The following is a 19,477-nucleotide window of genomic DNA, read 5'->3' as shown; positions in this document are numbered from 1 at the left end:
TCCCGCTCCACGGCGCTATCGCCGACTGGGAGATGTCATGGTCCGCTTCAACGCTCGCGCCGTCGCTCTGACCGGCGCTCTGATGATCGTCCCCGCCGTCGCGGGCTGCGGCTACAACACCATTCCGACCAAGCAGGAACGCGCCGAGGCGGCCTGGGCCGACGTTCAGAGCCAGTATCAGCGCCGCGCCGACCTGGTGCCCAATCTGGTCGCCACCGTTCAGGGGGCCGCGATCCAGGAACGCACCACCCTGACGGACGTGATCAACGCCCGCGCCCGCGCCACCTCGGTCAACGTCTCGGCCGACGACCTGGATAACCCCCAGGCCTTCCAGCAGTATCAGGAGGCCCAGGGCCAACTGTCCGGCGCCCTGTCGCGTCTGCTGGTCACGGTCGAGGCCTATCCCCAGCTTCAGGCCAACCAGAATTTCTTGACCCTGCAGTCGCAGCTGGAAGGCACCGAGAACCGCATCGCCATCTCGCGCCGGGACTACAACGAGGCTGTTCGCGACTACAACACGACGCTGCGCACCTTCCCGTCGGTGATCTGGGCCAAGACCCTGCACGGCGGCTCACAGCCGATGCAGCTGTTCACCGCCACGGCCGCGGCCCAGTCGGCGCCCCAGGTCAACTTCAACCTGAACGCCCCGCCCGCAAACGCCTCTGCGCCCGGCGGCGGCGCGCCGACCGTGGCGCCGGGCGCGACCCCGCCCGCCCAGTGACAGGCCTTCAAGCGGCGGCGCGGCGTCCGACGGGCCTCGCCGCCCTCCTGCTGAGCCTCATCGCCGCCCTGCTGTTCGTTTTACCGGCGGCGGCACAAACCAAGCTCGACTTCCCGCCCCTGACCGGCCGAGTGGTCGATCAGGCCAATCTGCTCGATCCCGCGACCGAACAGGCTCTGACGGAAAAGCTGGCGGCGCTGGAGGCCGGCAGCACCGACCAGCTTGTCGTCGTGACCGTGAACAGTCTTCAGGATCAGGAGATCGAGGACTACGGCTACCAGCTGGGTCGCGCCTGGGGCATCGGCCAGAAGGAAAACGACAACGGCGCCCTGCTGATCGTCGCCCCCAACGAACGCAAGGTCCGCGTCGAGGTCGGCTATGGGCTTGAGCCGATCCTGACCGACGCCTTCTCGTCTCAGGTCATACGCGACGACATCCTGCCGTCCTTCCGCGACGGCGATTACCAGGCGGGCGTGGTCAAGGGCGTGGACGCCCTGATCGCCCAGCTGTCGCTCGACCCCGCCGAGGCGCAGGCGCGCGCCCAGGCGGCTGCGGTGCAGCAGACTGACACCAAGGCCGAGTCCATCATCCCGGTTGTCATCATCGCGGCCATCTTCCTGTTCATGTTCCTGATCGCCATGCGGTCCGGGCGCGGACGGCGCAGCAACGTCGGATCCGTGCTGCTGTGGGCTGCGTCCGAAGCGCTGCGAAGCTCGGGACGCGGCGGTGGCGGTGGGGGCTTTGGCGGCGGTGGCGGTGGGTTCGGCGGAGGCGGCGGCAGCTTCGGCGGCGGCGGCGCCTCGGGGGGATGGTGATGCAGATCACGGACAACGACCGCAGCCGGATCGGCGAAGCCATCTCGGCGGCCGAGCGACAGACGTCGGGCGAAATCTTCTGCGTGATCTCGCGACGGGTCTCCACCTACCTGGACGTCAGCCTGGCCTGGGCGGCAGGCGCTGCCCTTCTGGCGCCCATCGTCTTCATTCCCTTGGTGCTGGATTTCCGCTGGCCCGGCGATGGCTGGGAAGCCGCGCACCAGGCCGCCCAAGCCGCCACGACGGCTCAGGCCCTGACCCTTTACGCCCTGTCTCAAGCCGTGGTCTTCGTCGGCGTCTTCCTGCTGACGCGCATTCCCGCCGTTCGCAGGCTGGTCACGCCTGCCGGGGTTCGGCGTGGTCGCGTCAGAGAAGCCGCCTTGCAGCAGTTCCTGGCCCAGGGCGTCCATGTCACCACCGAACGCACCGGCGTCCTGCTGTTCGCTGCTCTGGACGAACATCAGGTCGAGCTGATCGCCGACGAAGGCATCTACACCAGGGTGGACGAGGACGCCTGGGCCCAGGCCGTCGCCGTCCTGACCCGCGAACTGCGCGCTGATCGTCCAGTCGAGGGTTTCGCGGCGGCTGTCGACCTGTGCGGACAGGTGCTGGCGCGACACTTCCCGCCGCGTCCCGACAACCCCAACGAACTGCCCGATCACCTGATCCTGCTCTGATCGTCGTATCGGGGTCGCATTCGCGCGCCAGAAGGCCTAGCCCACGGTCACAGTCCAAGAACCGACACGTCCCCAAAAGCCTCATGCCTCGCCTTCTCACCTACAATGTCCACCGTTGCGTCGGCACGGATCGCCGGCTGGATGTCGGCCGGATCGTCGCCGTCATCGGCGAGTTCGAGCCAGACATCGTCTGCCTTCAGGAACTGGACGTCGGCCGCGTTCGCACCGGCAGCGTGGACCAGGCGCAGGCGATCGCCACAGGTTTGGCCATGACCTCGCGCTTTCACCCGGCGATGCGGGTCGAGACCGAACAGTATGGCGACGCCATCCTGACCCCCCATCCTGAACGCCTGATCCGCGCCGGCGCCTTGCCCACAGTATCCGGCATTCCGGGCCTTGAACCGCGCGGCGCCATCTGGTCCGAGATCGAGATCGACGGGACCGTCATCAATGTCTTGAACACCCATCTGGGCCTGGTCCCCCGCGAACAGCGGCTTCAGGCCGCGGCGCTGGCCGGGTCCGGCTGGGTCGGCGCCTGCACAGGACCGACCTTGCTGGCGGGCGATTTCAACGCCACCTCGATCACCCGCCCCTATCAGACCCTATGCCGTAGCCTTCAGGACTGTCAGCGCCAGCTTGGTTTGAAGCCCAGCGTGAAGACCTTCCCCTCGGCCTTCCCCGCCATCCGCATCGACCACTGTTTCGTCAGTCCCGAGATCCGCATCCTCGCGGTGCGCTCGGCCTTTTCGCCCCTGGCGCGCGTGGCGTCGGACCATTTGCCGCTGATCGTCGACTTCGAGGTGGTTCAACCCGGCGCGTGACCGCCCTCGGATGCCGGTCGGGTGCGTTGAGAGCGTTTCAGCCGCTTCCACGGCCGCCAGGCGTCGGTCGAGGAGGTTGGGTCGCCCAACTGCCACTCGGCGAACATCCGTTGAATCCGTGTCGGCGGGTCGGACCCCAACGGCTTTAGCCGATCCGTCTCGAAGCTGCAGATCGCCGCCCCGACCGAGCCGAATACGCCCTCGACCGCCGCATAGTCCTTGGTCGCCACGCCCAGCCAGTGGGCGATGGTGCGGTGACGATAGGCGGTGATCACGGCCCGACCCGCCGCATCCGTCGGCTCGGCGGCGATGTCGCACTCGGTGTCCAACCCCATCGAGCGGTTGTTCAGGTTGGTAGATCCGATCCTCAGCAGCCGGTCGTCGATGATCGTCACCTTGGCGTGGACGATGATCCGATCGCCATATTCGGTCAGCGGGGCGAAGGCGAAGAAGCGGTTGTAGGTGTCGGCCTGCTCCAGCCGATGCAGCACCTCGGCCCGGGCCGTGTCCATGGTCAGGCTGTCGAACCAGCTGGGGCTTTTCGCCGTCGAGATGACGATCACCTGCGGCCCGTCCACCTCGGCCAGCCGTTCGGCCAGGGCGGCGGCGATGACCGGCGAGGTGAAATACTGGTTCTCGAAATAGATCAGTCGCTTGGCGCGGCGAATGGAGTCCAGATGCAGCGCCTCGCTTTCGCGCACCTCGTGACGACCTGACCATTTGGGCTCGGTGCGGGCGATGCCGACCGGCACGTCGGTCATCTGCACCGGCACGCCATCCGGCCAGGGATCGCCTTCGACCTCATCCGGGGTCGTGCGTTCCCACGTCGCCTTGAACCAGCGTTCGCGAGCCAGATCGCCCAGGGCTCGCGCCGCCGGGCCATCCATCACGGCCATGACCTCGTGCCGAGCCTTGCAGATCAGGCCGCTGGGCAGGGCGCGGCGCGGATCGCCGTCCAGGTGCTCGTCGGAATCCCAGCGGTCGGTCGAGATGTCCCCGCCGCCGCAGAAGGCCACCTTGTCGTCGATCACCACCACCTTCTGGTGATGGCAGGCGCCGATCGGCCCCGGCGAATCCAGCCGGAACTCGACCATCCGCTTGCGGAACCAGCGCTGCGCCTTGTGCGGATAAAAGCCCTGCGAGGCCGCGATCAGCAGCGGCGACTTCCAGATCAGCAGTCGCACGTCCAGATCCGGCTTCTTCTTCACCATCATGCGCAGCTGGCGACCGATCTCGGCCGACTTGTCGCCGGGCCGCGTCTCTGGGTCCAGGTGCGTGCGGGGATCGAACTGCCAGCCCAGCAGGACGATGGACCTCTCGGCCTTGTGCAACGCCGACGACAGGGCGTCGAAATAGGCCTCGTTCTCCATCAGCACCGAAAAACGATGCGCGACAGCAGAGGTCCACAGGCCCGGACCGGGCTCCAGAAGACTGCCTTCGTAACTGTCGCCGCCTTGCGTCATGCGACCCATCTGCCTGATTCGCGTGACACGGTGTCGGAGCGCCTGCATCCTCCGTTCCACGCACGTCTCGTCGGGTCAATCTTTCAGGGCGGGATTGTGACGTTCACCCATTTGGCGCATAAGGAGCGTAGCCGTACAGGCAGCGAGGGAGGGTAGAATGCAGGCGCTTGTCGAACTGATCGCTGGCTTCATCGCCCTGCTGGCCGCCGTCGTCCTGTCGCAGTTCGGCGTAGATACCCACACACCGAATCATGCCGACCGCGAAGTGCGCCGTGTCGCCGAGTGTCGCGACGCCGGATCGCAAGCGCCCCTGCTGTCCGAAACCCAGCGCGACTGCTGATCGCATCGCGCCTTCTGCTGCGTCAGCGCTGCAGTTCATCGACAGGTTGCGGTCTTGAGTCGGTTTCGTCCGCACCAATCATGCTCTAGGGTTTCCTCGGCGCTGTCGGACGCCCGCGTAGAGATCGAGTTTTAGAGCTGATGAAGTCTCCCAAACGGCCGCCGCTTAAGCTGACCGACGACGAAGGCGTTGCGCCCGTCGAACTGTCGATCACGGACGAGACGCCGTCGGATGATGCGACTTCAGAACTCGAACCGATCCCCGAGCCTGATTTCGAAATCATTCAGCCGACATTCGAGGCGCCTCCGCTCGACCCACCCCCGTTCGACCCACCCATGTCCGAGCGCCGTCGCCGTCGCCTGCTGGAAGAACAACGCCTCGCCGAGGAACGCGCCCTGGCGGTGGAACGTGGCCCCACCGAACCAGAGCCGATGGCCACGCCCGAGCTGAGCGCAGAGCCCATGCCGGAATCGACAGCCGCCGTCGAAATGGCCGTCGCCGCAGGAAAGCCGCCTGCGACCTTCGAACTGTCCAACCCGCCGACCGTAAAGACGGTCGCAGCCAAGACACAGGCCGAACCCTCCGGCCGGCACGCCTATCTGATCTCCGGCATCGCTTCAGCGCTCTGGATCGGCGGCGTCGCGTCCTGGGCCGCCTATGAATTTGGCGCGGGCGGGGCCGAGCTCGACCCGCTGCGAGTCGCCATCTATGTCTTGATCGCCCTGGCCCCCGCCGGCCTGGCGATCATGCTGGCCCATGCCGTGCGTCAAGGGGCCGGCCTCGCCGCCGAGACCCGTCGCGCCCGGCAACTGGCCGAGGCCTTGGTCGCCCCGACCGCCCTGGCTGCGCAACAGACCGGCGAAGTCCTCCAGTCGCTGCGTTCCGACATCGACCATGCGACCTTGGCGGCCGAACGCGCCCGCAACGACATGGCCCTGCTTCGCGAAGCGCTCTCGCAGGAAACCACGCGTCTGAACGAGGCGGCCGAGAACGCGGGCCGCACCGCCCGACGCCTGACGGAAAACCTGGGGCGCGAGCGCGACCAGATGCAGACCCTGGGCATCCATCTGGACACCCAGGCCGCCGGCGTTATCGACGCGGTGGAGCGGCAATCCCGCATGGTCGCGGACGCCTCCGACCTGGCGCAGGCGCAACTGCGTGAGGCCGAGGCCGCCCTGGCCGCCCGCGCCGCGGATCTGGCCGCCGCCGCCGGCGAGGCCCAGGACGCCGCGCGTGTCGCCTCCGACGATCTGGCGCGCCAGACGATCCGCCTGGAAAACGCCGGCACCGGCGTCGCCGAACAGATCCAGTCCGTCGAAGAAGGCCTGGGCCAGCAACGCGCCGCCCTGGTCACCGCCGCCTACGCCCTGCGCACCGATCAGGAAGACTTCTCCGCCCAGGTCGAGAGCCAGCGCGCGCAGTTGATCGAACACCTGTCCGCCACCCGCACTGCCGCCGGCGATCTGGATCGCACGTCCCAGACCTCGGTCGAGTCGATGCGAGACCTGGTCGAGGCCGCCGCCGATCAGTTCCGCGCCCTGGTGGACATGTCGCAGCGCGAGGCCGACGGTTTCGATTCCGCCACCAAGGTCGCCCTGGACCGCTTCGAAGCCCTGGCCGCCGAAGCCCGCGATGCCCTGATGGAAGAAACCCGCCGCGCGCTGGAGCAGATGCGCGCCACGGCCGAGGATTCCCGCGCCGCCGCCGCCGATGCCGCCGAACAGGCCCGTCTGCGCACCGACCGCCTGGGCGAATCCCTGTTCGAAGCCGCCCAGAAGGCCGACACGGCCGCCGACGCCCGCATCGCCGACGCCCGCCGTATCGTCAACGAAACCTCCGGCCTAGTGGACGAGGCCGGCGAGCGGATGGCCAATCGACTGGAGACGCTGGTCACGAGACTGAGTTCGGCCCTGTCCGAGATCGACACCGCCGTCGCCGACATCGACGAACGCGCCGCCCGTTTGCCGCAGGAAGCCCACGCCCGCGCCGACGCCGTGCGCGCCACAGTCGAGGACGGTCTCGCCGCCCTGTCCGCCGCCTCGCGCAAGGCGGCAGAAGACACCGAGGCGCTGGATGTCGGTTTCCAGGAACGGGTGCGCCGAAACTACGACATGCTGACCGAGGCGGTGCGGCTGATGGGCGTGGTGTCGGGCGACGCCTCGCCACAACGCCGTCGCGAGCCGACGCCGGAGATCGAAGCGCATCCCGAGACACGCGCGTCGCGCACGTCACCGCCGGCGACGCCGCCTGAAGAGCGCCGGTTCGGCCTGCGCAGTCGTCTGCGGCTTGAACCCGCCGAGCCCCCGCGCCCGCCGTCGGAAAATCGGCTGGACTGGAGCGATCTGATCTCCGGCGATGACGAGAACGAGGCCCCGCTGGAGTTGGACACGCCCTCCCCTTCGCCCGCCGAAGCCGAGGCCCTGTCCGAACGCGTGGCCGCCGCCATCCGGCGCATGGGCGTGGATCCCAATGCCCTGTTGCCCCGCTCGCGCGTCGAGGAAGCCGCCCGCGCCGTCAGCAACGGCGATCCTGACGCCGCGCGCCAGATCGTGCGCCGTGTCGCGCCGGCCGCCGTACGCAGCGTCTCGCGCCGCGTGCTCAGCGACGCCGAACTGCGTGGCGACGCCGAACGCTATGTCCGCAACTTCACCGTCATGTTGAACGCCTCGGCCCGTGCAGGCGACGGCGCGGCGGTCCAGACCAGCCTGGCCTCCGACAGCGGACGCGCCTTCATGTTGCTGGATGCAGCCGTCGGCGACCTGGGTTAAGGATCATCAGGGCTTGACCGCGTTCGGAAGTTACAGCCTCCTGCGCGTCACCGAACTGTCATGGATGGGGCTATGGCCGGCACGATGAACGAGATCGACGGCCCTGGCAGCGTTGACCGCCGCCCTGGCATCATCATCTGCACCTATGATGGCGAGGACGACGGCTGGGATCTGGTCGAGAATCTGTCCGGCGAAATCTGGAGCCCCATCGGCGCCCGCGCCGTGCCCATCGCCGCCGCCGACCCCGACGAACTGGCCTCGACCCTAGCCGCACGCCTGAACAGCGGCGATTGCCGCGCCGTCCTGCTGGTGGGACGCACGCACAAGGGGTCCGGTTTCCGTGTCCAGATGCGCGCCGAGAACCGCACGCTGGATTACAAGCATCGCCTGTCCAGCACCGGCCCCGGCATCGCCCGCACCACCGCGCCCGTCGCTGACATGCTGCGCGCCCTGACCGCTGCCGGCCTGCAGGCCGACGCCTCGTCAGAAGCCGAGGAAGATGTCGGCTCGTATCTTCTCTATCGCGTGTTGGCTGACCTGCCCGACGGTCCCCTCACCCCGTCCATCGGTCTACTGCGTGCGCCCGCTCCCGCCAACGAGGCCGCCGTGCGCAAGGGCATCAAGGCCGCCGCCTCCGCAATGGCCAGCCACCTGACGCCGCTGCCTCGCGCCGGTTAAGCTTTTCGGGTCGCAGACATTCGGGATCCGCCAGTCTAGGGTTCTGGAATGCCAGTGAGTCGCAATCTGATCGTTTTCGCCGCCCTGAACGGCGCCATGGCCGTCGCCGTCGGAGCCTTCGCCGCGCACGGGGCCGGGCCGCAGATCAAGACCCTGCTGACCACGGGCGCCCAGTACCAGATGGTCCACGCCGTCTTCGCCTTCGGATGCGCCCAGTGGATTGTCGGCGGCCGGTTGGCGCAGATCGCCGGTTGGCTCGGCGCCCTGGGAGGCCTGATCTTCTGCCTCTCCCTGGCCCTGATCGCCTTCCTGAGCGCCCCCGCCTTCGGCGCGGTTGCACCCGTGGGCGGCCTGCTGATGATCGCCGGCTGGGTCTGCCTGGCCATCGCCGCGCTTCGTTCCTAATCGCTTCGTTCTCGCAGAAAGACCGTTCCTTCATGGCCTTCCCTACGCCCGTCGAGCCGCGTCGTGTGCTCCACCCCGAGATCGAATCCTATGCCTCGGGCTGGATGACGACCGAGGGCGTGCACGAGATCTATTACGAGGAATCCGGCAACCCCCAGGGCCTGCCCGTCCTGGTGCTGCACGGCGGGCCGGGCGGCGCGGTGAATCCCGGCATGCGTCGCTTCTTCGACCCGGCCGTCTATCGCATCATCATGTTCGATCAGCGTGGTTGCGGCCTGTCGCGTCCCCACGCCTCGCTGGAGGACAACACTACCTGGACCCTGATCGAGGACATCGAGCGTCTGCGGAAACTGTGCGGCATCGACAAATGGGTGGTGTTCGGCGGGTCCTGGGGTTCGACCCTGTCGATGGCCTACGCCATCACCCATCCTGATCGGGTCATCGCCCTACTGCTGCGCGGCATCTTCCTGTTGACCAAGAAGGAACTGCACTGGTTCTATCAGGACGGCGCATCGATGATCTTCCCTGACGCATGGGAACGTTTCGTCGCCCCCATCCCCGAGGCCGAGCGCGGCGACCTGATGGCCGCCTATTACAAGCGCCTTATCGGCGACGACGCAGCCGAGCGCGAACGCTGCGCCGTCGCCTGGTCGAGCTGGGAGGGCGAAACCGTCAGCGTCGAGGGCCCCAACGCCCGGCCGGACAAGTTCGCAGAGCCCGACTTCGCCGTCGCCTTCGCCCGGATCGAGAACTGGTTCTTCACCAACGCCGGCTTCTTCGAGGAGGACGGCTGGCTGCTGAAGAATGTGGACCGGATGCGCCACATCCCCTGCTGGATCGCCCAGGGGCGGTTCGACGTGGTCACGCCGATCTCGGGCGCCTGGGCCCTGCACCGCGCCTGGCCCCAGGCCCATCTGGACATCGTCGGCGACGCCGGCCACGCCTCGTCCGAGCCGGGCATCGTCGACAGCCTGGTCCGCGCCGCCGACTGGGCCGCGACCCTCCAGGCATGAAAAAGCCGCCGCGCCCGACAGCGCGGCGGCTCTCCCTGTCCTAGAAATCAGAACCGCTTTGCGCTGCGGTCATCAATGCTCCACGCGCCGGGACCGGCCGTGAAGATGTAGAGGAAGACGAAGCAGAACAGGATGGCCGCATCGCCGCCGTTCACCGCCGGATACGGGCTGCTCGGGAAGTGGAACATCCAGTAGGCCACCGCCATCTGGCCCGAGGCGATCAGTGCAGCCGGTCGCGTGAACAGGCCCAGGATCAGCAGAAGGCCGGTGACCAGCTCGATCAGGCCGCCGATGCCGAACAGCGACAGCAGCTCCTGCTGACCCGGCTCGGCCCCGGCGGGAAAGCCGAACACCTTGACGACGCCATGCGCCAGGAACAGCAGGCCTGAGACGATCCTCAGCGCCGCCAGCGCGCGAGAAGACCAGCCATTCACTTGATTGAACATTTCTTTCCTCGGCTTTCAAAAGCGGACGTCACGGTCGAAACAGGTCCGACCGTGAAGCTTGATCCTAAAATCAGGCGGCGTCCACCAGCACGATCTCGGCGTCCGACAACGCCTTGACCGTCACCACGTCCTCCTGTGCGATGGCCGCGCCGTCGCGGGCGTTCAGCTTGACGCCGTTGAGCTCGACCTCGCCTTTGGCCGGCACCAGATAGGCCCGACGGTCGGCGCCCAGCGGATAGTCCGCGCTGTCGCCCGCCTTCAGCGTCGCCGCCACGATCCGCGCATCGGTGCGGATCGGCAGGGCATCCGTATCGCCCTCAAAGCCCGAGGCCAGGACCACGAACTGGCCCGAACGCTCGCCCTTGGGGAAGGGTTTGGAGCCCCAGCTGGGCGCCTCGCCACGCTTGGTCGGCTCGATCCAGATCTGGAAGATCCGCGTCAGCTCCGGCTCGGCGTTGTATTCGGCGTGGCGGATGCCGGTGCCCGCGCTCATCACCTGCACATCGCCGGCGACGGTGCGGCCCTTGTTGCCCAGGCTGTCCTCGTGGGTGATGGCCCCATCGCGGACATAGGTGATGATCTCCATGTCGGCGTGCGGATGCGGCGGAAAGCCCGAGCCGGCGGCGATCTCGTCGTCGTTCCAGACCCGCAGATTGCCCCAGCTCATGCGCTTGGGATCATAGTAGTTGGCGAAGGAGAAATGGTGTTTGGCGTTCAGCCAGCCATGGTTGGCGCCGCCAAGGGATTCAAATGGTCTGCGCTCGATCATCGAACTCGTCCTTTCGCGTCGGAACCGTCCGACGCCTTTGCTTGACGCCAAGATAGAGATCGGCGACCGAACAGAAATAGAAACAACCGAAACTCATCGTTTCAGCACGCAGAGCCGCCATGTCCCGCCTGCCCGATCTCGAAGCCCTCGCCATCTTCGCCAAGGTCGCCGACAGCCAATCGTTCTCCGGCGCGGCCGAGACCCTGGGCCTGTCCAAGGCCACCGTGTCTAAGGCGGTGACGCGGTTGGAGCAGCAGCTGAAGACCACGCTGCTCCACCGCACCTCGCGCCGGTTCGCGCTGACAGATGCGGGCCGAACCCTGGCCGCCCGCGCCGCCCATATGCTGGCAGAGGCCGAGGGCGCGGTATCCGAAGCATTGGACATGTCGGTCACCCCGCGCGGCCTGGTGCGGCTGGCGGCGCCCATGTCGTTCGGGATGGCCTATGTCGCGCCTGCCCTGCCCGAGTTTCTGGCCACCCACCCGGACGTGTCGATCGACCTGCATCTGTCGGACGAGGTGATCGATCTGGTCGGCGGCGGCTTCGATTGCGCGCTGAGGATCGCGGCCCTGGCGGACTCTTCGCTGACGGCGCGCAAGCTGCGGCCGGTGGCGCGCGCCCTGGTGGCCTCGCCGTCGTATCTGGAACAGCGCGGTCGCCCGAACCACCCCGACGACCTGGCTCGCCACGCCTGCCTCGGCTACGCCTATATGCCCAGCCCCGACACCTGGCGGTTCAGCAATGATGCGGGCGAAGAGGTCGTCGTGCATCCCCGCGGGCCGCTGCGAGCCAACAACTCCGACGCACTCACAGCATCGCTGTGCGCGGGGCTGGGCCTCTTCCCCCAGCCTGACTTCATCTACTGGAAGGATGTCGCCGACGGCTGTCTGGAGACGGTGATGACCGACTGGAGCCTGCCGCCGATCGCGCTGCATCTGGTGGCGCCCAGCGGCGGACCGCGACCCGCACGGGTCACGGCCTTCATGGATTATCTGGCCGCCAAGTTCAGCGGGCCGCTCTGGCCCGGCGATACCGTGGGACGCTGAGCGTCAGCCGCACTTCACTTCGCGCACGATGCTGGTCGCCTCATCATAGACGAAGTTCACCCGGTTCTCGCGGTAGTCCATCGTCGCCGCGCAGGTGGTGCACAGCACGCGGAAAGTCTGGCCTGCAGGCGCGGTGGGGATGGTCGAGCGGTTGCGCCCGACATAGCTCTGGTAATCTTCCACCTTGCAGGCCTTGAAGGCCGTTTCCGACCCCGGCGCGGGCTCGGCGGTTTGCGTCGGCGCACAGGCCGACAGCGTCAATGCGCCAGCGGCCATCAGCGTGCTCAGGATGATCTTCATGGTCGTCTCTCCCTCATGTCGCCGCCTAGCCGCAGCGAACCTGTTCGATGATGCCGGTGTCGGCGTTGTAGAAGATGTTCAGCCGATAGGCCGAGAAGTCCTGGGTCACCGGGCAGGTGGTGCAGGTCACACGCCGGTTCACGACCTCGACGGGGACGGGGATTTCGGTCCGGGACTTGCCGACCAGATACTGCATCTCCCCCGCCTCGCAGACATCGACCGTCTGGGCGGTGGGCATGCGGCTGCCGACCGGCGGGTTCACCTGCGCCTGTTCGATGGTGCGCGGCGCAGGCGCATCGGCGACAGGCGTCGAACAGCCCGCCAGCAGAACCAGCCCGATCAGGCCGCCTTTTCCCAGCGCCCTTCGTCGGTCTGACGCCAGTAGGCCAGGTTCGCGCCCTGCCCCTTCAACGCCTTCCAGCGCCCGCGCGCGTGCTGCAACGCCGGCTCGTCCCGACCGTCGAAAATAATGAAGCATCGTTCGAACCCTTCCGTCGCGCCCAGTTCTGCGTCGTCAACGATGAACAGCGCCTGAGCGCCGTTCAGGTTCTCTCCCGATTCGCTCAACAACACAGGCTGACGATCCGCATTGGGCTGATCCGCCCGCCCGTGCGGCAGGAAACTGTCGTCGCGAAAGGTCCACAGCGTCTCGTCGACCTCGTCCAGCCGATGCGAATGCGACGACTTGATCAGCGCCCGCCAACCCCGCTCGATCGTCTTTTCGAGCAGGGTCGGCAGCACCTGATCCAGCGTCGACCGCTCCAGGTGGTAGAACCAGATTTCGGGCTTGTCGCTCACCCGGCTCTACCCCCGGCGATCAGGCTTCGTAAGCGTCGGCGACCATGCGATCCAGCGTGCGCACGGCAAAGCCGACGCCGCCTTCCGGCACGGTGGGGCTGGGGCTCTTGTTGGCCCAGGCGGTCGGGGCGATGTCCAGGTGCGCCCACGGCACGCCGTTGGTGAAGCGTTGCAGGAACAGGGCGGCGGTGATCGAGCCGCCGGCGCGGCCGTTGCCGGTGTTCTTCACATCGGCGATCTTGGAATCGATGTGCTGCTCGTAGATGGCCGGGATCGGCATGCGCCAGAAGTTCTCGCCCACCTTCTTCGCCGCCACCAGGATCGGATCGGCGACATCGTCAGAGTTGGAGAAGACGCCCGCGTAGTCCAGGCCCAGGGCCACGATCATGGCGCCCGTCAGGGTGGCCAGGTCGATCATGAACTTCGGCTTGAACCGCTGCTGCGTGTACCAGAGGGCGTCGGCCAGAACCAGACGACCCTCGGCGTCGGTGTTGATCACCTCGACCGTCTGGCCCGACATCGACACGACCACGTCGCCCGGACGCTGGGCGTTGCCGTCAGGCATGTTCTCGACCAAGCCCAGAACGCCGATGACGTTCGCCTTGGCCTTGCGGCTGGCCAGGGCGATCATGGTTCCGGTCACCGCGGCCGCGCCGCCCATGTCCCACTTCATGTCTTCCATGCCGTCGGCCGGCTTGATCGAGATGCCCCCGGTGTCGAAGCAGACGCCCTTGCCGACGAAGGCCAGGGGCTGAGCCCCAGCCTCGCCGCCGTTCCATTTCATGATCGCCAGCTGGCTTTCGCGACGGCTGCCCTGGCCCACACCCAACAGGGTGCGCATGCCCAGCTTCTCCATCTCGACCTCACCGAGGATCTCGACCTCCAGGCCCAGGCTCTCCAGCGCCTTGACGCGCTTGGCGAACTCGGCCGGGTACAGGACGTTGGCGGGTTCGGACACCAGGTCGCGAGCGAAGATAACCCCGTCGGCCACGGCCGACAGCGGCTCCAGCGCAGTCTCGGCGGCGCGCAGGTCAGAGGTGACGACGCGGATCGCGGTGATCGACGGAATCTTGTCCGCCTTTTGCGTCGTGCGATATTTGTCGAAGCGATAGGCGGCCAGACGCGCGGCGAAACCGACGCGGGCGGCCTGCTCCGGCGCCAGGTCCGAGGCGTCGATGGTCAGAACCTCGGCGCCCGACAGTTTCACGGCCGCATAGGCGTTGCCGCCGAAGGCCTCGACCGCCAGATCGTCCAGCTTGTCCTTGGCGCCCGCGCCGACCAGCAGCACAGTGTCGGCGTTGACGCCGGCCGGTGCGGCGACGCTCAGGCTCTGGCCCGCCTTGCCGGTGAAACGGCCCTTGCCGGCCGCCTTGGTCAGGGCGCCGCTGGTCTTTGCGTCCAGGGCGGACCCAGCCGGCGTAAACGCACGGTCTTCAAAAATCGGAACCGCCAGAATCTCGGCGGCGTCCACGGCGGCGACGAACTCGATCTTCATTCAAACAACTCCAGCCAGGCCCCACCCGGCGTCTGCAAAGGCAAAAAGACAACGGCGCGTCTGCTTGTCGCGGACGCGCCCTGATGTGCTACTAGATGCGCCTCAATATCGCCGCCTGCAACCGGGCGAAGTCCAACCGCCCATGAACCTGATTCAAAGATACCTTTTCCGCCAGATCCTGTTCCCCGTGATCGCTGCATGCGCAGCCTTGGCGGGAATCGGGATTCTGAGCCAGAGCCTCGACCAACTCCAGGTCATTGTGGAGCGGGGCCAGAGCGTGTGGGTCATGATCAAACTGACCCTGCTGGCCCTGCCGCAACTGCTGTCGGTGATTCTGCCCATCGGTCTTTTCGTCGGCGCCCTGATCGCCCTGACGCGGTTGCAACGCGAACAGGAACTGACAGCGGCCTTCGCCGGCGGCATGACGCGCTGGCAGTTGATCTCGCCCGCCGCTCGCATTGCTGTTCTGGTCGCCCTGGTCACCCTGCTGGTCAACGTCTTCCTCTTGCCCTGGGCGCAGCAGGAGGCCCGGCGTCAGGCCTTCGACATCCGCACCGACCTCGCCGCCCTGCTGGTCGAAGAAGGCCAGTTCGTCCAGGGCCCCGATGGCCTGACCGTCTATGTGCAGCAGATCGAACAGAACGGCCTGCTGAAAAACCTGTTCGTCTATCTGGACGACAAGGAGAAGGTCACGACCTGGAACGCGTCGGAGGCCCGGTTCAGCCGTGACGCAGGCGGGACGCCGGTCCTGACCATGCTCGACGGCTCGGCCCAGCGGTATTCGTCGGGCGGCGTGCTGGAGACCCTGTCGTTCGGACGATACGACTTCTCGCTCGCCCCCTTCGTCGGCGTCACCGACACGATCCGCTACAAGCCGACGGACCTTTATCTGCGGCAACTGCTGAATCCGACGGCCAAGGTGATCGAAGTCGCCGGATCGCGGGGTGAACTGCTGGCCGAGGCTCATTCGCGCCTGTCCTCGCCGCTCTATGCCCTGGTCGCCATGGCTCTGGCCCTGTCCGCGATCTTGGGCGGCGCCTTCAGCCGCACCGGCTATACGCTGCGGATCGCCAAGGCGGCGGGCCTGTTCCTGCTGCTGCGGGTCATCGGCTACGGCCTCGTCGCCGCCAGCGCCTGGAATGGCTGGATGAACGTTCTCCAATATGTGGTGCCCGTCATCGCCATCGCCGTCGCCCTGCGGGTCCTGTTCCGCGCGCTGAAGCCGCGACGCAGCAAACGCTGGCTCTTCGTGCGCGACCTGAAAGCGAGGTTCGCATGACCACCGCGCTCATGCCGGCCCGTCGTTCGCCGCATATTCCCCGTCTCGGCGGGATCGAACGCTATGTGCTGGTCCAGCAGCTCAAGTCGCTGGGCGTGGCCCTGGCCGTGATTTCGGCCCTGGTCATGCTGATCGACTTCGTCGAGGTCTCGCGCGGCGTCGGCTCGGCCCAGGACCTGTCGGCGGTGCGGATCTTCGGTCTGGTGCTGCTCAAGTCGCCGTCGGTGATCGTGCAGCTGATGCCGTTCGTCTTCCTGTTCGGCACCCTGTCGGCCTTCATCAGCCTGAACCGGCGCAGCGAGCTGATCGCCATGCGCGCCGCCGGCGTGTCCGCCTGGCGCTTCGTCCTGCCGGCCGCCGGCATGGCCTTCGTCCTGGGCGTGCTGACCGTGACCGTGCTGGGACCGCTGGCCTCGGCCGGCGACGGCCTGTGGCAACGCGAACGCGCGCGCATCTCCGGGACGGCGCCCGGCGGCGACCCCAAGGAGGCGATCTGGCTGCGCGAAGGCGACGACCAGCGTCAGATGATCATCCGCGCCGGACAGCAGGACCGCGCCAACGCCCGCCTGCTGAATGTCAGCTTCTTCATCTACACGACCGCGCCCGGCGGCGGCCGCACCTTCTCCGAACGGATCGACGCCAAGTCGGCCTCGCTGAATGCGGGCGCCTGGCGCTTGACCGACGCGGTCGGCGCCCAGATCGGCCAGCGCGCCGTGACCTATTCCAGCCTGACCCTGGTCTCCAGTCTGGCCGACGAAGAGGCCTTCGACCGTTTCGCGCGCCCGCAATCGACCCCCTTCTGGTCCCTGCCCAATCAGATCAGCCGCATCGAGAACGCCGGCTTCACCTCCACGGCCTACCGCCTGCGCTTCCAGCAGCTTCTGGCCACGCCGCTGGTGTTCGCGGCCATGTCGATTCTGGCCGCCGCCTTCTCGCTTCGGCTGATGCGTCTGGGCGATCTGGCGCGGATGAGCGTGTCCGCCGTAGTGCTGGGTTTCGCCTTCTTCTTCCTGAACCAGTTTTCTTCGGCGATGGGATCGGCCGAGGTCGTGGCGCCCTTTGTCGCCGCCTGGCTCCCGCCCGTTCTGACGGCGCTCGCAGCCTTTACCTTGCTGTTCTATACCGAAGACGGCTAATCGGGCGCTCGCTTCTCAGAATACGGATGGCCTATGCAGGGTGATCGCCGCGATCGGCGCTTCAACGCTTTCAGAGCAAGGCTTCTCGCCGGTGCGACCCTGGTCGCCTGCGCGCCCTTCGCCATGCCTGTTCTGGCGCAAACCGTTCCGGCCGCGACCACGACCGCGCCTGCCGACGGCCTGCCGCCCGAAGCCGTCTATGTCGATGCCGACAACGCCCGCCGCGAAGGCGCTGACATCATCGTCAGCGGCACGCCCGAAAACCGCGCCTATGTGCGCACGCGCGGCCATGTGCTGCGCGGCGAGAACCTGTCCTATGACCTGAACGCAGGTTCGGCGACCGGCGAAGGCCAGGTCGAGGCCATCGCGCCCGACGGAACGGTCGTCTACGCCAGCCGTCTCGAACTGGACAAAGACCTGACCACCGGCGTCGCCGTCGATTTCGCCACGCGCCTGTCGAACGGCGCCAGCCTGATGGCCGCCACGGCCGTGCGCCGCAGCGAAAACGTCAACGAGCTGAACTACGCGCGCTTCACCCCCTGTCCCATCTGCGACGACGGCGGGCCGAAGACGCCGACCATCTCGATCCAGGCCGAGAGGGTGGTGCAGGACGAGCAACTGCGCGCCATCCTGTATCGCAACGCGGTCTTCTACATCGGTCCCGTGCCGGTCTTCTACACCCCCTTCTTCGCTCACCCCGACCCGACGGTCGAGCGGGCGTCGGGCTTCCTGGTGCCGATCGTCAACTATGACGAAGGGCGCGGCGTCTCGGTCGAGGTTCCTTACCTCCACGTCGTCTCGCCGTCCGAGGACTGGCTGATCAGCCCCCAGATCAACACCTCCGTCGCCCCGCTACTGAACCTGCAATGGCGCCGCCGGTTCGCCAACGGCATGATCGTGGCGCGCGGCGGCTATACCTACGCCCGCGAGTTCGGCGATTTCGATCTGGACGGCGACGGCGACTTCGAGAGCAACGTCGATTTCGGCGACCGCAAGAGCCGCAGCTATCTGCTGTCGCACGGCGAGTTCGACCCCGACGGTCCGTGGCGCTTCGGCTTCACGGCCGAGCGGACCTCCGACAAGACCCTGTTCGACCGCTACGACGTGCGCTCGCCCTATCAGGACAACGGCCTCTACTACGGCGACCGCCGCCGTCTGATCAGCCAGATCTACGCCGAGCATCAGACCGACCGCTCCTATGTTTCGGTCGCCGCCTTCTCGATCCAGAGCCTGCGCCTGAACCCCGCCTTCGCCGCGAACGACTTCCGCGACGCCAACGGCTTCAAGGTGTTCGAGAACGACGACACCCTGCCCCTGGTCGCGCCGCTGATCGATGCGCGGTGGGAGCCGCACGAACTGGTCTTCGGCGGGCGTCTGCGCCTCAAGGGCTCGGCCGTCTCGCTTTATCGCGACGCCTTCGTCGGCGCGCCAATTCTCAACCCGGAGATCGTTCCGGCCGTTACGACGGGTCTCAGCGGCGTCGACAGCCGACGCATCACGGGACAGATGGAATGGCGTCGCACCGTCATCCTGCCGGTCGGGATACGCGTCGAGCCCTTCATCGACACCCGCGTCGATCTCTATTCCATGTCCGACCTGCCGCCGATGCTGGGCATCGACAGCGACGCGACCGTCAGCCGCTCGCGCCTCAGCGCCGGCTTGGATGTCAGCTATCCTTTGGTCAAACGCATCAGCGACGCCGACATCATCCTTGAGCCGGTCGGCCAGCTGTCCGTCTCCAACAAGGTCAGCCTGGATCGCCGCATCCCCATTGAGGACTCCCAAGTTCTGGAACTGGACGAATCGTCCCTGTTCCGTATGGACCGGTTCTCCGGCTACGACCTGCTGGAAGGCGGCGTGCGCCTGACCGCCGGTGGACGCGCCACCATCCGCTGGGCCGAGGGTCGCAAGGCCAGCCTGTTCGTCGGCCGCAGCTATCGCTTCGACCAGCAGGACGATTTCCGCACCTCCATCCCCGACGATCCCGCGCGCCTCTACGATCCGACGGGGCTCGCGGCGGAGACCTCCGACTGGGTGGTTCAGGGCGACTATTCGCCGTCCGATCGCATCCGCAGCTGGGTTCACGCCACGATCGACGGTTCGGGCGACGTGCGCCGCGCCGAGGCCGCCGTCGATGGCCGCTGGGGCCGTCGCAACCTGGCCACCGTCAGCTACATCCTGGATCAGTCGAATCCGATCGATGGACCGCTGAACCGGAACTACCAGTTCGTCCAACTGGCGGGTCAGCAGTTCGTGTATGGCAATTGGGGCGTCGCGGTCGCCGGCATCGCCGATCTGGATCAGAACGAGATCACCCGATCCGAGGTCGGAGTGCTCTTCGACGACGATTGCCTTCGCTTCGAACTGGGCTACCGCCGCGACAACACCCGCGCGCGGCCCGGCGGTCCGTCGGAAGGCATCTATGTGCGCCTAAACCTCGCCACTTTCGGAGGTTCAGGTTATGGACAGGGCGATATGCGTTGAGCATGACGCTTTACGGGGCGCGA

At 67.1% G+C, this 19,477-nt stretch carries 20 protein-coding genes; 13 read left to right on the top strand and 7 right to left on the bottom strand.

All coding sequences use genetic code 11. The features are described from left to right. Positions 1-37: 37 nt before the first annotated feature. The 4 genes from ACP69V_RS06185 to ACP69V_RS06170 all read left to right on the top strand — a co-directional run bounded on the left by ACP69V_RS06185 (position 38) and on the right by ACP69V_RS06170 (position 3,034). On the top strand, positions 38-721 hold the full coding sequence (locus ACP69V_RS06185) for a LemA family protein (RefSeq protein WP_346495405.1): 684 nt from the start codon (positions 38-40) through the stop codon (positions 719-721). Further along, complete coding sequence (locus ACP69V_RS06180) at positions 718-1,536, top strand: TPM domain-containing protein (protein WP_426023098.1); 819 nt, start codon at positions 718-720, stop codon at positions 1,534-1,536. Before ACP69V_RS06185 ends, ACP69V_RS06180 begins: the two co-directional genes overlap by 4 nt. After that, positions 1,536-2,213 (top strand): TPM domain-containing protein, encoded by a 678-nt coding sequence (locus ACP69V_RS06175; RefSeq protein ID WP_426023097.1) that lies wholly within the window; start codon positions 1,536-1,538, stop codon positions 2,211-2,213. The genes ACP69V_RS06180 and ACP69V_RS06175 overlap by 1 nt, the downstream gene beginning before the upstream one ends. Before the next feature lie 83 nt (positions 2,214-2,296). Further along, on the top strand, positions 2,297-3,034 hold the full coding sequence (locus tag ACP69V_RS06170; protein ID WP_426023096.1) for an endonuclease/exonuclease/phosphatase family protein: 738 nt from the start codon (positions 2,297-2,299) through the stop codon (positions 3,032-3,034). On the opposite strand, the gene ACP69V_RS06165 is transcribed toward ACP69V_RS06170, so the two are convergent. After that, positions 3,019-4,506, bottom strand: a complete 1,488-nt coding sequence (locus tag ACP69V_RS06165; RefSeq protein WP_426023095.1) for a phospholipase D-like domain-containing protein — start codon at positions 4,504-4,506, stop codon at positions 3,019-3,021. The two genes, ACP69V_RS06170 and ACP69V_RS06165, sit on opposite strands and share 16 nt — an antisense overlap. Before the next feature lie 148 nt (positions 4,507-4,654). On the opposite strand from ACP69V_RS06165, the gene ACP69V_RS06160 reads away from it, so the two are divergent. The 5 genes from ACP69V_RS06160 (at position 4,655) to pip (ending at position 9,701) form a co-directional block, all read left to right on the top strand. After that, a complete protein-coding gene (locus ACP69V_RS06160) occupies positions 4,655-4,837 on the top strand; it encodes a hypothetical protein (protein WP_346495410.1) in 183 nt (60 codons plus the stop codon). Positions 4,838-4,977: 140 nt separating this feature from the next. Next, positions 4,978-7,605 (top strand): tipN, encoded by a 2,628-nt coding sequence (locus tag ACP69V_RS06155; protein WP_426023094.1) that lies wholly within the window; start codon positions 4,978-4,980, stop codon positions 7,603-7,605. Positions 7,606-7,677: 72 nt separating this feature from the next. Beyond that, on the top strand, positions 7,678-8,283 hold the full coding sequence (locus tag ACP69V_RS06150) for a hypothetical protein (RefSeq protein ID WP_426023093.1): 606 nt from the start codon (positions 7,678-7,680) through the stop codon (positions 8,281-8,283). Positions 8,284-8,331: 48 nt separating this feature from the next. Next, complete coding sequence (locus tag ACP69V_RS06145) at positions 8,332-8,688, top strand: DUF423 domain-containing protein (protein WP_426023092.1); 357 nt, start codon at positions 8,332-8,334, stop codon at positions 8,686-8,688. Between the two features lie 32 nt (positions 8,689-8,720). Beyond that, complete coding sequence (gene pip / locus ACP69V_RS06140) at positions 8,721-9,701, top strand: prolyl aminopeptidase (RefSeq protein WP_426023091.1); 981 nt, start codon at positions 8,721-8,723, stop codon at positions 9,699-9,701. A gap of 47 nt (positions 9,702-9,748) precedes the next feature. Here the strand turns inward: pip and ACP69V_RS06135 are convergent, their stop codons facing one another. Both ACP69V_RS06135 and ACP69V_RS06130 read right to left on the bottom strand, forming a co-directional pair. Next, the gene (locus ACP69V_RS06135; protein ID WP_426017280.1) at positions 9,749-10,147 is read right to left on the bottom strand and encodes a DoxX family protein; all 399 of its coding nucleotides are present in this window, start codon (positions 10,145-10,147) and stop codon (positions 9,749-9,751) included. 70 nt (positions 10,148-10,217) lie between these two features. Next, positions 10,218-10,916 carry a pirin family protein gene (locus ACP69V_RS06130; RefSeq protein WP_426023090.1) on the bottom strand — a complete coding sequence of 233 codons (699 nt, stop codon included), beginning with the start codon at positions 10,914-10,916 and terminating at the stop codon, positions 10,218-10,220. 119 nt (positions 10,917-11,035) lie between these two features. Between ACP69V_RS06130 and ACP69V_RS06125 the strand changes: the two genes are divergently transcribed. Continuing rightward, positions 11,036-11,962 carry a LysR family transcriptional regulator gene (locus tag ACP69V_RS06125; RefSeq protein WP_426023089.1) on the top strand — a complete coding sequence of 309 codons (927 nt, stop codon included), beginning with the start codon at positions 11,036-11,038 and terminating at the stop codon, positions 11,960-11,962. Between the two features lie 3 nt (positions 11,963-11,965). On the opposite strand, the gene ACP69V_RS06120 is transcribed toward ACP69V_RS06125, so the two are convergent. The 4 genes from ACP69V_RS06120 to ACP69V_RS06105 all read right to left on the bottom strand — a co-directional run bounded on the left by ACP69V_RS06120 (position 11,966) and on the right by ACP69V_RS06105 (position 14,555). Further along, positions 11,966-12,262, bottom strand: coding sequence for an I78 family peptidase inhibitor (locus tag ACP69V_RS06120; RefSeq protein WP_426023088.1), 297 nt, complete (start codon positions 12,260-12,262; stop codon positions 11,966-11,968). Between the two features lie 25 nt (positions 12,263-12,287). Beyond that, complete coding sequence (locus ACP69V_RS06115) at positions 12,288-12,524, bottom strand: hypothetical protein (RefSeq protein ID WP_426023087.1); 237 nt, start codon at positions 12,522-12,524, stop codon at positions 12,288-12,290. A gap of 77 nt (positions 12,525-12,601) precedes the next feature. Beyond that, a complete protein-coding gene (locus ACP69V_RS06110; RefSeq protein ID WP_426023086.1) occupies positions 12,602-13,060 on the bottom strand; it encodes a DNA polymerase III subunit chi in 459 nt (152 codons plus the stop codon). Between the two features lie 19 nt (positions 13,061-13,079). Continuing rightward, the gene (locus ACP69V_RS06105) at positions 13,080-14,555 is read right to left on the bottom strand and encodes a leucyl aminopeptidase (protein ID WP_426023085.1); all 1,476 of its coding nucleotides are present in this window, start codon (positions 14,553-14,555) and stop codon (positions 13,080-13,082) included. Between the two features lie 142 nt (positions 14,556-14,697). On the opposite strand from ACP69V_RS06105, the gene ACP69V_RS06100 reads away from it, so the two are divergent. Genes ACP69V_RS06100 through ACP69V_RS06090 form a run of 3 tightly spaced genes read left to right on the top strand, consistent with a single transcriptional unit; the run spans position 14,698 to position 19,454 of the window. After that, complete coding sequence (locus ACP69V_RS06100; RefSeq protein WP_426023084.1) at positions 14,698-15,834, top strand: LptF/LptG family permease; 1,137 nt, start codon at positions 14,698-14,700, stop codon at positions 15,832-15,834. Further along, on the top strand, positions 15,831-16,970 hold the full coding sequence (lptG, locus tag ACP69V_RS06095) for an LPS export ABC transporter permease LptG (RefSeq protein WP_236547547.1): 1,140 nt from the start codon (positions 15,831-15,833) through the stop codon (positions 16,968-16,970). Before ACP69V_RS06100 ends, lptG begins: the two co-directional genes overlap by 4 nt. 33 nt (positions 16,971-17,003) lie before the next feature. Continuing rightward, positions 17,004-19,454, top strand: coding sequence for an LPS-assembly protein LptD (locus ACP69V_RS06090; protein ID WP_426023083.1), 2,451 nt, complete (start codon positions 17,004-17,006; stop codon positions 19,452-19,454). Positions 19,455-19,477 lie beyond the last annotated feature (23 nt).

Source organism: Brevundimonas sp. PWP3-1b1 (assembly GCF_049896065.1).
GTDB classification, from domain to species: Bacteria; Pseudomonadota; Alphaproteobacteria; order Caulobacterales; family Caulobacteraceae; genus Brevundimonas; species Brevundimonas intermedia_B.
This window is presented reverse-complemented; position numbering and strand designations above follow the sequence as displayed.